Here is a 14,718-nt window from a genome sequence, read left to right as displayed (position 1 = left end):
AACCCCTAAGAAATCAGGCTATCCCATGCGAAGCTTTCCTTTTTTATTTATGAGAACATCGGGGTATTTGCCTGTCGGCAGACCGGCTTTTTTGTTTTAGGACATAATGGTATAAAATATTTTTTTTAAAAATAATAAAGGATACGCAACGGAATGTCAAAGATCGTGTAACTAGGCTTATTTGAATAAATGTCATTTACAGGGTCATAATAATCTTTATTAAATTTACCAGCACCATATTTCATAACTATTGAAAGTTTAAGCTCTTTATAAACCTTAAATTCATAACCTAAACCTAATTTATAACCTAAGCCAGAACTATTAAATATATAATCACTCTTTGGACTGTGGTAATAATCTATAATGCCACCTTCCAAATTAATTAAAAAGTTAAATTTTTTAAAGGGGAAAAACTGAATCTGTGCAAACCAATTTGTAATAGCAGTACTTTCATAAGGGTTATCAAATTGAAAGGCGCTGTCATTTTCATATTCTTTGTATATGCCATCTGTCACATTAAAAAGCAAGCCCACATGGAGCCATTCTAGAGGGATATAACCTGCACAAAACCCGACAATGAAAGAAGAAGAATGCTCATTTTTAATGCTTTCAGGAGATGCCTTTAACCAACCGCCTCCTAAATCCAAACCAATATAAATTTTCTTCCAATTGACATTTTGTTTCCTCTTTTTAAATGTGTCTGTTTCTTGTCCATAGTTATTGTAATTGTTGCAAATAATGAACATAAATGGTAATAAGTATTTAAAGATCCTTGCCATTTTTTTAAAGATTTTATCAACTAAAAGATCAGGTAAATTAGCTAATCTCATAGAAGCAATTTAAACTTATAAGTATGGGCAGGACATTTGTAGTTGTGTATAAGGAGCTGAATTAGTGAGATTTATAAAGATACAAAAAAGACATATCAAATATTCGATAATCAGAAAATAAAAGAAGGTTAACAAAAAACAATTCTATTCTAATACGTTTTTAAATTAGAGGAAGGACTCTAGTTTATACCATATTTTAGTGTACCCTTGGGGTACCATTTTCTTCAAAGGGGCACCATAATGCATCATTTAATTAAAAATCATGAAATTATATATTACCGATATGCTTGATAAAGCAAAAAACCAATTCAAAAAGTAATTGGCATATAAGGTGCAGACAAACATTTGCCAAGAAAAGAAAAGAATGTTCAACAGGACTTTTAATGAACCCTAAAAACTGGAACGCTAAGAAACAATTTGTAGAATCACCAGAACCAGATCCTGAACGCATAAACACATAAACACATAAAAACCTGATTAAGAACAAACTTAGCCAGGTTTTTAAGTTTTTATAACTTGATTTTAGGCACTTTTCACCTTATTATAAACCATACTGGTTAAAATACCTAAAATGCCGTAAAATATGAGATTCAATATGCCATTAATGATTGTGCCTGACATATCCATTATGTTAGCAAAAGCCAAATCATACCATCTTTCTCCAAATCCAATAAAGAGACCAACTAATAATCCATAAGTTGCTCCATGAGCGATGGTATGCCCATTATTAGATAATTTAGAATAAATTGTAGAAAAAGCAAATGCCACTATAACACCGGCGATAATATTATGCATGAGATCAGGGGTCTCCTTCCAGACTCCGGTTGCAGTGCCTTCATGTCCTGCAAAGAATGATGATCCAAGCTTTATCCAAAGCAAGTAACCTCCAATGTAGGACCACACGGCTCCTACTAATGTTGAAACTAAATTCGTTTTTGAAAACATAAATAAAGATTTTAATTGGTTAATACGCAACCTAAAGTAGATAAAATTATGATATATGTAAAAAAAACCTTAAAAATTTACGAACAATGTAATTTATAAAATAGTTAATAACTGTTGGACTACATTCAGGCAATTTATAGGAGCTAGTTCTTCTTTAAAATGACTTCATTATAATTTGGGAAAAGGCCATAAATTTGATGTGAGTAGCAATCCCATGCGAAGTTTTCCTTTTTTGTTTTGAGCAAGGCCAAAGCCATGATCGTAGAGGTGGGATTGACCCCGGCTCCCGTCGTGAACGAACTGCCGTCCACCACAAACAGATTGGGCACACTGTGCACCTGGTGGTCCCTGTTCACCACCGAATGGCGTTCTGTGGTGCCCATCCGGACCGTGCCCATTAAATGGGCCATATTGGTGGGATGTGCCGGCATGTTTTTCGAATTTTCTGAGAGCGCATAGGTCTCTTTGGCAGCGACAAGGTGGGTCGTGGAGGCCTGGGGGATTGGATAGAAGAAACCACAGTTCCCCAAATCAGATATGAACGGCCGGAAGAGAAAATGGAACAGCTTAAAGCAAATTTCAGGCAGGTGGTTTTTTTGATATCTGATGGCTTTAAAGTATTGCATTGAGGCTTTGTGGATCAATCAAAATCCTTATTTTCGGTACATTCCCTAATGAAAAACTCGAACGAATGGGTATTTGTCGACAAAATTTTCAAAATCTACAAATGGTAAATTTAATATGTATTTTTATCATTGGAATGAATCTTTGTTGTAATAATTAATTAAAGTTTCCTTTTACTTGGAGAAGCGTTAGAACTTATCAGGAAGTAATATGGCCAATTAGACAACCAATAGAAATGTCATTTTACCTAAAAACTTTACGTATTAAATTTAAAATAAGATAAGCATTGTCAAACCCCTTTCTTATTTTCTTGAATGCCGTGCGCATATGGGATTCAACTGTTTTTTTTGATATTTTCAGCGTTTCAGCTATCTCAGCATAATTTAATCCACGAAGTTTATTTAGCTCCAGTACCTTTTTTGGCATAGGCGGTAAGGCCTCTATTAACTGTTTTAATTTTTTTATGCGAACATCAATAATTTCTGGATCTTCCTCAATGGCTTCTCTTAAGGCTTTTTCCTTAAAATCATTAAGCAAGGTCCTTCTTCTTTTGATCTTTCTGTAATGGTCTAAAAAGGCGGTGTAGGAGACCCAATATAAATAACCTTTAACCGTTTTAGCAATTTTTATTTGGTGCCTGTCACTCCAAAATGAAACGAAAATATTTTGGACAATGTCCTCTGCGATTTGAACATCGTTGGTATGAGATACAATATAAACAACAAGGGGATGATAATATTTTTTAAATAATTCATCAAACGCACGTTGGTCATCATTTTTAATCTTATCAAATAAAGCCCAATCTTCCATGTATTATCAATTAATCCCTAAGTGATTTTTAACGCCGAAATATACAAATATAATTTCTTAATTTTTTTTGATTTTAACTAAGGGTTTTTGAAAACTCATGACGATATACTAATAAATGGAGAACGATTTAATTAAATGCAGAAAATAATTATAAAATACTTGGTTGACACCTTAACCGATGCACAAACCGAAAAATTAACGGAATGGCTTAAAGATTCCAAGAACCAAAGGAAGTTCAAAAAGATGGTAAAGGAGAATTATGCCATTAATTTAGCATCGTATAAAATTAATGAAGAGGCTGCACTATTAAAGGTTAGAAAAATAATTGAAGACCGAAATAAGCCTGTAAGAAAACTATTTAGATACATTGCTGCCGCATCGGTTTTGCTGTTTGTTGTGCTCACAGTTGTTTTAAATCACAAAGGAAGTCTTGATCAGCAAACGGAATCTCCTGTAATTGTAAATACAAAAATAGTACCTGGCACCAATAAAGCCACCTTAACCCTAGAGGATGGTTCTCAAGTGCCATTGGAAAAAGGAGCTTCTTTCCAGACGTCCAATGCCAGTAGTAATGGAGAGCAAATTGTTTATTGGCGTAAACGTATAAATACTATAACAAAGGAAATCGAATACAACTATCTAACCATCCCAAGAGGTGGGCAATTTTATGTTGTGCTTTCAGATGGCACCAAGGTTTGGTTAAATTCAGAGTCGCAATTAAAATACCCGGTAGCATTTAATGATGGAGAAATCCGTACAGTAGAATTGGTATATGGAGAAGCCTACTTTGATGTTTCTCCAAGCACACTGCATAAGGGATCGAAATTTAAGGTGCTTCATAAGGCTCAAGAAGTTGAGGTGTTGGGTACTGAATTTAATATCAAAGCGTATCAGGATGAAAAAAATGTATACACCACCTTGGTTGAAGGAAAAGTAGCTGTGAGCGCATCTAATATGAAACACGTATTATCGCCGAATCAGCAAACAAATCTGGATCTGGATAGTAACGCGATGACATTAACCAAGGTTAGCGTTTATGACAACATTTCATGGAAAGACGGCATTTTCAGCTTTCAAAGCAAGCCCTTACAAGATATTATGAAAGTGCTTTCCAGATGGTATGATGTAGATGTGGTCTTTGAGAATAAAGCACTTGAAGATATTACGTTTACCGGGGTATTGGGAAAACATCAAAATATCGATAAAATTCTATCTACCATAAAAGCCTTAAGTATAATTAAAAACTATGAAGTAAATGACCAAACCATAACACTAAACTAAGAATAGGGGAATAAAGTTCAGACCTTGGAAATCTTACGACTTCATCCCCCATTATAGATTACTAATTAATTAAATGTTTAACTAACTAATAACCATGCAAATTTATGGAAATTAAACTAAAAGAGGCTCTTTCCTGTTTTAGAAAGAAATTACTAATTATTATTATGAAAACCTTCATTTATTTATTTTGTTTTGCGGCTTTAAGCTTTGTGCCAAGCAATGTCCTGTCTCAAAACATTAAGATAAAGATAGATGAAGATAAGACCTTGACAGTCGAAGAGGTATTCGGTTTAATAAAAGAGCAAACGGATTATAAATTCATTTATCAAGATAGAATATTTAAAGATTATCCTAAAGTCGAGTTGAAGAAGGGTTACATATCCGCAAATGATTTGTTGAAAAAAAGTTTGTCTAAAGGAAATCTTATTGTAACGCTTGAAGCCGATAACACTATTTGGGTAAAAGAAGAATCGTTGGATGTTGTCAAACAGCAGGGCATCCAGGTTTCGGGTGTCATTACGGATTCCAACGGACAGCCTTTGGCGGGAGCTAATATAATTGAAAAGGGGACAATCAATGGTACTCAAACCGATTTCGATGGTAGGTTTAGTTTGGAGCTTAAAAATGAAAATACACGTTTAGTCATATCCTATTTGGGCTTTGTAACCCAAGAAATAGGTATTACTGAATCACGAACATTGAATCTCACTTTGAAGGAGGATACTTCCAAACTTGATGAGGTGGTGTTAATTGGGTATGGAACTACAAAGGTGAAAGACCTCACGGGTTCTGTTGTAAAGATTGACTCAAAAGATTTTCAAAAGGGTTTCGTAACCAATGCAGAGCAGTTGATTGCCAATAAGGTTGCAGGTGTGCAAATTACGCCAATAAGTGGGAGACCTGGGGCAGGAAGTTCCTTCCTTTTAAGAGGGGGAGCCTCTTTAAGTGCTTCCAACAATCCGCTATTTGTTATTGATGGAGTTCCGGTAGGCGCTTCTGACGGGCCAGGGATTTTAAGTGCTTTAAATCCTGAAGATATTTTATCATTTAGCGTCTTAAAAGATGCATCGGCAGCGGCTATTTATGGTTCAAGAGGGTCAAATGGGGTAATTATTATTACTACTAAAAAAGGGGGTGAAGGTGAATTCAAGGTATCCTTTTCTTCTGGAACCTCGATATCAACAAATATTTTTAAGCAGGATGTTTTAACTGGAAATCAATATAGAGCTGTTGCCGAAGAAGCTTCTATAATATCAGGAATTCCAATTGAGGATTTCAATTTAGGAAATGAAAATACAGATTGGCAGGATGAGATCTACCAGGATGCCTTAACAACTGATAATACCATTAGTGTTAGTGGAGGTATTAGAGGATTGCCATACCGTTTGTCACTTGGATATTTGGATCAGGATGGGACGCTTAAGACAGGGAATTTTAAAAGAAGCACTTTGAATTTAAATTTAAGTCCTAGTTTTTTTGATCAGCATTTAAAAGTCAATGTAAATATAAAGGGGATGAGTCAAAAAGAGCGAATAGCAAATGAAGATGTGATTTATAGAGCTGTGACTTTTGATCCTACTCAACCGGTTTATGATAGCGACTCTTATTATGGCGGATATTGGCAATACGAACAATTTGCATCAAACCCGTGGATTTTGGGGTCACATCATAACCCTGTTTCACAACTGTATCAAATTGATTCACGGGCAACCAGTCTCAGAAGTATTGGTAATATGCAATTGGAATATAAGCTTCCTTTTTTTGAGGACCTGTCTTTTAAATTGAATACAGGTTATGATATTGCAAGAAAAAAATCAAGAAGGTTTATTCCGGCAACAAATTTTTTATACAATGTTGCTAATGGTGAAATATCTGGAGGAGACCCTTCTCAAGAAGTGAATAATTTATTTGGGGAATTTACGATAAATTATATAAATGAATTAAAGGCTATCCTTAGTAAAATAGAGGTTTTAGCGGGGTATTCTTATAATAGTTTTAAAACGAAGAATTATAACTACCCTGTTTACGATGAAGATGGTGTAGAAAACCCCGGCTCTGTTCCTAATTTTAATTTTGACAATATTGAGAGCACTTTGATTTCCTATTTTGGGCGACTGATTTATACCTTAGATAATAAGTATGTCCTCACAGGTTCAATTAGAACGGATGGGTCTTCACGGTTCTCCAGAGCGAATAGATGGGGTGTGTTTCCCTCGGTATCGGCAGCATGGAAAATAAATGAGGAAAATGTCTTAAAAGACTCCCGAACTATATCAACCTTAAAACTAAGAGCGGGATATGGAATAACGGGACAGCAAGATGGCATTGGCGAATATGAATACATCCCGGTTTATCAATTTGGAGCTGCAAGTTATACATATCCTATAGGGAATAGTTTGATACAGGGCTTTTATCCTCAGGCTGTAGATAGAAACAGAAAATGGGAACAATCTGAAACAACTAATATTGGATTGGATTGGGGGTTGTATAGGGACAGACTTACCGGGAGTTTTGAAGTGTATAAAAGGGATACCAAAGATTTGCTGAACGATGTGGCCTTACCCTCAGGAACTAATTTCGCCAATTCCATTGTAAAGAATATTGGAAGTTTGGAAAATACAGGTTTAGAAATTAAGCTCAACGGCAGTATCGTTCGAAATGAAGATTTAAACTGGAACCTTTCAGCCAATTATAGTTATAATGAAAATAAAATCACGCGATTGGGAGAGGGCGATGATAGTGAGGTAGGCTTACTTAGCAGTAGCCGTATTGTTAATACGGTTGGATACCCAAGAAACACATTTTTTCTTTACCATCAGGTTTATGATGTTAACGGAAATCCTATTGAAAACCAAATGGTTGACCTCAATAAGGATGGCCTTATAAATGAAGAAGATCGTTATCGAACGAAAAGTTCGGCTCCTGAACATATTATAGGGTTTAGTTCAAGCATTAATTACAAAAAGTTAACCTTGAGCATGGCTTTTCATTCAAATTTGGGGCAATATATATATTTTCAACCCAAGGATAATTTGAGAGAGCTCTATTTTGAAATTATACCTTACAATTTCAGTACGACTTATTTTCAAACAGGCTTCATTAAAGATAACTCAATCAATCAGGATTTTAGTGACTTTTACTTGCAGAATGCATCCTTTTTAAAGATGGATAATATCAATTTGAGCTATGATTTTGGAAATATCATTAACTCCAAAAAAAGAAATTCCAACTTAGTGGTTTCAGCCTCGGTTCAAAATGTATTTGTTATTACAAATTATACAGGTGGTGACCCAGAAGCTCCATGGAATTGGGGAGCAGGGTTAGGAGGTCTATATGGCGCTCCAAGAACCTATTCAATCTCTTTAAATCTGAATTTGTAGTGTAGTAAGAGCGTTGTAGAACTAAAAAAACAAAAATGAAAATATTAAGTATAAAATTATTGAGCATTTGTTTGGTGGTATTATTAGGTTTATCGTCATGTGCAAATGATTTAGACTTGTTTCCAACAAACGAAATTCAAGGAGATGAACTTTTTGTATCAGTAGAAGCATATAAACAAGGACTTTCAACTGTTTATCAGAATTTGTCCGGATTTGACGGTAGTGGTGTATATAGATATTATTGGACATTACAGGAATCGGGAACCGACGAAATGGCAAGTAAATGGGATGGTGGACAGCAGACAACCCAATTGATTTGGTCTTCGGATCATAACATGTCGGCAGAACGATATAGGGAAATACTATATCTAGTGAGTTTATGCAACAATTTTATTTTAGAGGCTAGTCCAGATGTATTACAAAAACGTGGTTTTTCTGAGGCTGATAAAGCAGAAGTTGAAATTTATCTTAGTGAAGTGCGTTTTGTCAGGGCCTATGCTTATTGGATGTTACTTGATTTATTCGGGAATCCAACCTTTGCGACCGAAGTTACTTTAGCCAATGGAGATACGCCAAGTCAGATTAAACAAGGGGATTTATTCGAGTTTATTGAATCAGAATTACAAGACATCGAATTGAACATGGTCGAAGCCAGATCTAATGAATATGGCAGGGCAGATAGAGCAGCGGTTTGGTCTTTATTAGCGCGATTATATTTAAATGCCGAAATCTATTCGGGGGAGGCGCATTTTACCGAAGCAATTAGCTATAGTAAAAAAGTAATCGATGCGGGTTATGCATTAGAACAGAAGCATGCATGGTTAATGTTAGGAGACAACCATCTTAACACCAATGAATTTATTTTTACGTTTAATTATGACAATGAATTTGGCAATCCATGGCGCAGTACAAATGTCAATATTCTTGGACCGGCAGGTGTGCCACCTTCGATAACAGGCTTGACGGCAAGTTGGGAAGGTTTGCGCGTGAGATCCGAAATCCCGGCGTTGTTTCCCTCTTATGATCCAAGCATTGATAAAAGAGCTGTATTCTGGACCGATAATCAAACCTTGGAAATTGAGTCCTTGTTAAATCCAAGACATGGATACTCTATTTATAAGTTTAGAAATGTAGATAGAAATGGGGTTCCAATTCTACAAAAGAACACGAACAATAGTGCCAGTGACGTTGATTTTCCTGTTTTTCGATTGGCAGAAATCTATTTTATTTATGCCGAGGCTGTTCTAAGAGGGGGTACTGGAGGAGATATTGCAATAGCTTTGTCATACATTAATAGAATTAGAGGACGAGCGTATGGCGATAATCCGGATAGCACTTTAGGCAATATTTCTTTGTCGGATTTGACATTGGATTTCATACTTGACGAACGCGCAAGAGAATTACTTTGGGAAGGGCATAGAAGAACGGATTTAATTCGTTATAACCGATTTACCACAGCCGACTATTTATGGGAATGGAAAGGTGGTGTGAAATCTGGAACTTCTGTGGACAGTAAGTATAATTTATTCCCTATTCCAATATCAGACCTACTTACAAATCCTAATTTAAAGCAAAATCCCGGTTATTAGTAAAACGGCAAAAGAACCCATCTTAAACCTAAGGACAACGGTGCTCTTAATTATAATCAATGTAGAATTAAAATCCATATAGCTTCTAAACGATTTAATATTGAGTTAACATGCTGAAACAATTCAAAAACAAAAATATTAACTAAAACTAAATGTAAATTATGAAAAAGGCAATACTTTTTTTAGCGGTTTGTACGTGCTTAATTTTTAAGTTAAATGCACAAAATAGTGTGTCAATGACCAATTATATCACATCACAAGGACCAGGTTTAGATGTGTCGGTAGATTACTCTTACACAAATAGTGAATCGTTTGAAATGGAGTTTCATTGTGCGATAGAACGAAGAGACCCGGCAGTGGGCTGGCAACCGGTTTCAGATGTTGCACGAACCACTCTAAACGTACCGGCCGGGACCTCCGATTCGGGTACACTGGTTTTAAGTATTCCGGAATTAACCACTTTATCGGCAGATTTACCGGGAGATGAGTTTTACAGAATTACTGTGGAGTTAAGAAAACCAGGGTTGTGGACCGAAGACCCAACGGGTTGGTGGGATTGGTACGCAGGAGCGTATGACAATTTTGAGATAGCAGTTCCCCTGGTATCAATGACTAATTATGTGGTTAAACAAGAAGTTGGTGGTGATGTATCTGTAGATTATTCTTATATGAATAATGAAGTGTTTGATATGGAGTTTCATTGTGCGATAGAACGAAGAGATCCTGCAGTAGGATGGCAACCGGTTTCAGATGTTGCCCGAACCACCTTAAATGCACCGGCCGGGACGTCTGATTCAGGGACACTTGTTTTAAGTATTCCGGTATTAACCACTTTATCAGCGGATTTACCGGGAGATGAGTTTTATAGAATTACCGTGGAGTTAAGAAAACCGGGGTTGTGGACCGAAGACCCAACGGGTTGGTGGGACTGGTACGGAGGATCGTATGACAACTTTGAAATAGTTGCTCCAAGTTTAGGTGTCGATGATCAAGTCATCTATAATAGAATATCAATCTACCCTAATCCCGTACAAAGCAGATTGAATATTTCTAATTTAAAAGAGAACCAGGTAAAGTCCTATCAAATTACAAATATTCTTGGAAAATCAGTGTATAAATCAATTGAGAACGATTTAAACTCCGTGGATGTTTCAATGTTGAAAAGAGGGATGTATATATTGTCTTTAGGCACTGATTATGGATATAAACACATCAAATTTGTAAAAGAATAAAAGATAAATTTTAATAACCCATATTACCAATTTGGACTAAGGGATAGGGCTTTTTTACCATAAGTTCCGGCCCAAAGTGTCAATAAAAAAAATTAACAAATGAAAAAAACATCTAATTTAATGGTATTTCTACTGGCTGCAATCATGTTTTATTCCTGCGATGAGAAAATCCCAATTTTTATTGCTGATTTGAGTTCCGAAACCATTGAAATACAAACCAATCTTTCAGAGGAATATTTACTTTCTAAGGAAACAGAAAATAATATTGCCGATCGAATAATCTGGAATGAAACGACCTTAGGGACTAATATTAATTATCAGGTTCAGATGTCCTCAGACCCTTCGTTTAACTCATTTATTTTGGTAGGAACAACAAGCGCTAACAATTACGTTATCCTAGTAAAGGATTTCTTGAGATTAGCGGGTGATTTAGGCTTGGATAGTGATCCGTTAACAACAGATATTGATGGGAATCCGAATAATAGGGGTACGGTATATCTAAGAGTAAAGGCTTCTATAGGTAACGGTGGGGCAGGTTCAGATGAGATTTTTTCTGAGATAAAGAGTACAATTATTACTTTAATAGAAGTATCTGAAGCGGATGATTCATGTGATCCATTATGGTTGGTTGGTGATACACTTCAAAATGTCGGCTGGGGATGGTCTTCTCCCTTAGAAACCACTTGTGAAGCCGGCATTCATACCGTTAAAGCTTATTTTATTAATGGGGTGGACAATGGAAAATCCTTCCGTTTTTTTGCTGTGTTTGATAGTTGGGACACAAATAACAGTTATCAATATTATGTAGACCAGGGTTATGCCATAGATAGTAAATTTATTGGCAGTCAAGACACCGATAATTTTGTGTTTACAGGAACAGACGGGATATACGTATTAACTTTGGATACCAACACGAAGGAAATTATTCTTACAGCTTCGGAGTCTTTTTGGGCTATTGGTGGGGCGACTCCCGGGGGTTGGAATTTAAACTTTAATGACGCTACAGAACTACCAGAGATATCTCCAGACCTGTGGCAAACTACGCTTGATTTGTCCAATGACAGTTTCAGATTTTTTGATACTTCGGCTATAAATGCTGGAGATTGGACTTCGGTTTACAATTATGACTATTTTATCGATTTAGGGTATTCGATTGACAACCGGTTTGAAAGTGATGGCGGCGGAGATTCTAATATTGTATTTACAGGTGTTTCCGGAAGCTATGTACTTACCATTAACGCAAGCGATAAAGTAATTACTCTGGAATAAATAATGATACTTCGCACTTAATTAAGTAGGGATTTGGTTTGCTTTTTTTTGTGAAGACGAAATAGGGAGGAGTTACTTCCTCTCTATTTTAATTTTAAAAGTGTGTTTGGTGAACGATTATTTTCTCCTGGCTAAAGGATAAAAAACGTTATAAATGGGCATAGATAAAGTGTAAAAGAACAGAGAATTCTTCCAAGTTAAGTCCCAAATTTTCAAATGATTAAAAATAAGATAGGAAGAATCGTAATTAATACACTATCTAAAAAAATCAAAAAAATAGAAATGAAAATTTTTAGAAATATAATTTTGGCTATTTTTTTGGGCTTTTTTTTCGGATGTAGTGAAGGGAATAGTCCCTTTATAAATAAGAAGAAGTTCAACGATGGTTGGTCGTTTAGAGTGGAAAATGATTGGGATTCCATAAATACACTTTCTAGAAAACTTGTTGCCATTGAGAAATGGAAGGAGGTAGAATTGCCTCACACCCCTAGAATAGAACCGGAAGTCGTTAATAACCAATGGCAAGGCATTTGCTGGTACAGAAAGAATTTTAAGTTGTCAAAATACCATAAAGGGAAGCAATTACTGTTGAAGTTTGAAGGTGCCATGAATATTGCAGAGGTATGGGTAAATGGCGTTAAACTGGTGGAACATCATGGAGGGTATTTACCTTTTGTTGTAGATTTTACTGAACAAGCTATTTTCAACGGGTCAAATACAGTAGAGGTACGTTTAGATAATAGGGATAACCCCATTACCGGACCTAAACCCCTAAAGGTGTTAGACTTTAATACATACGGAGGCATCCATAGAAATGTCTGGTTAATAGTTAAAGATGGTTTACATATAACCGATCCCATTTTAGAAAATAAAACGGCAAGCGGTGGTATTTTTGTTACATATCCTTTCGTGTCGGATAATCTGGCTAAAATAAATGTTCAAACCCACGTTAAAAACAAGTACGAAAAAAGCGTATCGTTTCGAGTACAAAATACAGTACTGAAAAAGGATAGTATAATTGCTATTGTTAAAAGCAAGGAGCAGGTTTTAAAATCAAATAAAAATAAAAAGGTTGTACTTGGAATAAATGTTGAAAATCCAGAGTTATGGTCCCCGGACTCACCTCATCTTTACCAATTAAAAACAGAGATTTTACTTGATGACATGGTGGTCGATCAAGAAATTACAAGGATTGGTATCAAGACGATAAAGTTTGTTGGGCAAGATTTTTACTTGAATGGTAAAAAGACCTTTTTAAGAGGCGTTAACAAACACCAGGAATATCCTCATATTGGATACGCACTCTCGGATAATGCAAATTATAGGGATGCAAAAAAAATCAAGGAAGCAGGATTCGACTATGTGCGATTGTCACATTATCCACACGCCCCGTCTTTTATGGACGCTTGCGATGAACTTGGGATAGTAACTATCGATGCCATTTTGGGCTGGCAGTATTTTAGCGAAGACAAAAGGTTTCAGGAGCACGTGTTCCAAACAGCCAGGGATTTGGTTAGAAGGGATAGGAACCATGCATCGGTTTTGGCATGGGAAGTATCGCTAAACGAATCTTGGATGTCCGAGACATTTATGGATTCCTTGCATACTATAGCGCATCAGGAGTACCCGGGAGATCAATGTTTTACCGCCGGATGGCAACCTTATGGTTACGACATTTATTTGCAGGCCAGACAACATCGTTTAGAACATTACGATTCAGAATTAAAAAAACCGTACAACGTATCAGAATATGGGGATTGGGAATATTATGCCATGAATGCAGGACTCAATCAAGACAGTTGGGACAACGTGCTGCAAGCGGATAGGTCAAGTAGGCAATTACGAACAGTGAGTGAAACACGTTTGTTACAGCAGGCAACAAATGTGCAGGAGGCCCATAATGATAATTTAAGCACCCCGGCTTTTGCCGATGGGTATTGGGTGATGTTTGACTATAATAGAGGATATTCAAATGATTTAGAGGCCTCTGGAATCATGGATATTTTTAGATTGCCAAAGCCGGCCTATTACTTTTTCCAAAGTCAAAGAGATCCAGATGCTTCATATGGCCAACCAATGGTTCATATAGCCAATCAATGGAAGAAAGATAGCCCACTTAACATACGGATTTTTAGTAATTGCGATGAGGTAGAGTTGTTTTTAAATGGCACAAGTTTAGGACGTAGAAAACCTGATAAAAATTTGATTTCGGACAACCTGAGGCACCCGCCTTTTACCTTTCAATTAGAAAAGTTTATTGCCGGTAAGATAGTAGCAAAAGCCTATTTGGATAGCGAGATAGTCGCTGTGCATGAAGTACAAACCCCGGAAAAGGAACATAGAATGTTTTTGTCTGTGGATTTAAATGAAAGGACATTAGAAACAAACGATATGGTTTTTGTTTACGCCAGTATAGTGGATGAAAAAGAAACATTAGTTACTGATTACAATGGAGATGTCGCGTTTCATATAGAAAGTGGAGATGCAGAACTAATAGGAGAAAATCCGGTATTCTGTAAAGCTGGTATTGCTTCCATTTTATTAAAGACAAATAAACATTCCAGTCAACTCAAAATCTCTGCATCTTCTTTTGTGAAAAAGTCAAATTTATTATTAAGTGATTCATTGAGTTATTGGGTAAAAGATGAAAAAATCAATTAAAAGAAATAGCGTGTAACTAATTTAGAATTAGAATAGGAAGAGCATTAAAATAAAACTTGTGATTCAAGTTTTATGATAGTGATGAATTTGTAAAATT

Annotated in this window: 11 protein-coding genes; 7 read left to right on the top strand and 4 right to left on the bottom strand. The window is 36.0% G+C overall.

What is annotated here, in order from left to right; translation table 11 throughout:
* Positions 1-125: 125 nt before the first annotated feature.
* Complete coding sequence (locus MR054_RS14720) at positions 126-830, bottom strand: hypothetical protein (RefSeq protein WP_242158563.1); 705 nt, start codon at positions 828-830, stop codon at positions 126-128.
* A gap of 287 nt (positions 831-1,117) precedes the next feature.
* On the opposite strand from MR054_RS14720, the gene MR054_RS16830 reads away from it, so the two are divergent.
* Positions 1,118-1,291, top strand: a complete 174-nt coding sequence (locus MR054_RS16830; RefSeq protein WP_420868351.1) for a hypothetical protein — start codon at positions 1,118-1,120, stop codon at positions 1,289-1,291.
* 61 nt (positions 1,292-1,352) lie between these two features.
* On the opposite strand, the gene MR054_RS14715 is transcribed toward MR054_RS16830, so the two are convergent.
* The 3 genes from MR054_RS14715 to MR054_RS14705 form a co-directional block, all read right to left on the bottom strand.
* A complete protein-coding gene (locus MR054_RS14715; protein WP_242086550.1) occupies positions 1,353-1,775 on the bottom strand; it encodes a hypothetical protein in 423 nt (140 codons plus the stop codon).
* Between the two features lie 143 nt (positions 1,776-1,918).
* On the bottom strand, positions 1,919-2,401 hold the full coding sequence (locus tag MR054_RS16710) for a GMC family oxidoreductase (protein WP_276520190.1): 483 nt from the start codon (positions 2,399-2,401) through the stop codon (positions 1,919-1,921).
* Positions 2,402-2,642: 241 nt separating this feature from the next.
* Positions 2,643-3,209, bottom strand: coding sequence for an RNA polymerase sigma factor (locus tag MR054_RS14705; RefSeq protein ID WP_242158561.1), 567 nt, complete (start codon positions 3,207-3,209; stop codon positions 2,643-2,645).
* A gap of 135 nt (positions 3,210-3,344) precedes the next feature.
* On the opposite strand from MR054_RS14705, the gene MR054_RS14700 reads away from it, so the two are divergent.
* The 6 genes from MR054_RS14700 to MR054_RS14675 all read left to right on the top strand — a co-directional run bounded on the left by MR054_RS14700 (position 3,345) and on the right by MR054_RS14675 (position 14,621).
* Positions 3,345-4,490 (top strand): FecR family protein, encoded by a 1,146-nt coding sequence (locus tag MR054_RS14700; RefSeq protein ID WP_242158560.1) that lies wholly within the window; start codon positions 3,345-3,347, stop codon positions 4,488-4,490.
* A 164-nt stretch (positions 4,491-4,654) separates the two neighbouring features.
* Positions 4,655-7,870, top strand: coding sequence for a SusC/RagA family TonB-linked outer membrane protein (locus MR054_RS14695; RefSeq protein ID WP_242158559.1), 3,216 nt, complete (start codon positions 4,655-4,657; stop codon positions 7,868-7,870).
* Between the two features lie 35 nt (positions 7,871-7,905).
* The gene (locus MR054_RS14690) at positions 7,906-9,459 is read left to right on the top strand and encodes a RagB/SusD family nutrient uptake outer membrane protein (protein WP_242158558.1); all 1,554 of its coding nucleotides are present in this window, start codon (positions 7,906-7,908) and stop codon (positions 9,457-9,459) included.
* A 161-nt stretch (positions 9,460-9,620) separates the two neighbouring features.
* Positions 9,621-10,691: a T9SS type A sorting domain-containing protein gene (locus MR054_RS14685; RefSeq protein WP_242158557.1), complete on the top strand. Its 1,071-nt coding sequence runs from the start codon at positions 9,621-9,623 to the stop codon at positions 10,689-10,691.
* A gap of 99 nt (positions 10,692-10,790) precedes the next feature.
* Positions 10,791-11,960 carry a SusE domain-containing protein gene (locus tag MR054_RS14680; RefSeq protein WP_242158556.1) on the top strand — a complete coding sequence of 390 codons (1,170 nt, stop codon included), beginning with the start codon at positions 10,791-10,793 and terminating at the stop codon, positions 11,958-11,960.
* A 282-nt stretch (positions 11,961-12,242) separates the two neighbouring features.
* The gene (locus MR054_RS14675; protein WP_242158555.1) at positions 12,243-14,621 is read left to right on the top strand and encodes a glycoside hydrolase family 2 TIM barrel-domain containing protein; all 2,379 of its coding nucleotides are present in this window, start codon (positions 12,243-12,245) and stop codon (positions 14,619-14,621) included.
* Positions 14,622-14,718: the final 97 nt, after the last annotated feature.

This window comes from Aestuariivivens sediminis (assembly GCF_022662105.1).
Taxonomy (GTDB): Bacteria; Bacteroidota; Bacteroidia; order Flavobacteriales; family Flavobacteriaceae; genus Aestuariivivens; species Aestuariivivens sediminis.
Note: the sequence above shows the minus strand (reverse complement) of the source record. Positions and strands in the feature narration are given on the sequence as shown.

Coding starts and splice junctions, on each gene's coding strand:
- MR054_RS14720 (WP_242158563.1), bottom strand. CDS start 830: ATGAGATTAGCTAATTTACCTGATCTTTTAGTTGATAAAATCTTTAAA.
- MR054_RS14715 (WP_242086550.1), bottom strand. CDS start 1,775: ATGTTTTCAAAAACGAATTTAGTTTCAACATTAGTAGGAGCCGTGTGG.
- MR054_RS16710 (WP_276520190.1), bottom strand. CDS start 2,401: ATGCAATACTTTAAAGCCATCAGATATCAAAAAAACCACCTGCCTGAA.
- MR054_RS14705 (WP_242158561.1), bottom strand. CDS start 3,209: ATGGAAGATTGGGCTTTATTTGATAAGATTAAAAATGATGACCAACGT.
- MR054_RS14700 (WP_242158560.1), top strand. CDS start 3,345: ATGCAGAAAATAATTATAAAATACTTGGTTGACACCTTAACCGATGCA.
- MR054_RS14695 (WP_242158559.1), top strand. CDS start 4,655: ATGAAAACCTTCATTTATTTATTTTGTTTTGCGGCTTTAAGCTTTGTG.
- MR054_RS14690 (WP_242158558.1), top strand. CDS start 7,906: ATGAAAATATTAAGTATAAAATTATTGAGCATTTGTTTGGTGGTATTA.
- MR054_RS14685 (WP_242158557.1), top strand. CDS start 9,621: ATGAAAAAGGCAATACTTTTTTTAGCGGTTTGTACGTGCTTAATTTTT.
- MR054_RS14680 (WP_242158556.1), top strand. CDS start 10,791: ATGAAAAAAACATCTAATTTAATGGTATTTCTACTGGCTGCAATCATG.
- MR054_RS14675 (WP_242158555.1), top strand. CDS start 12,243: ATGAAAATTTTTAGAAATATAATTTTGGCTATTTTTTTGGGCTTTTTT.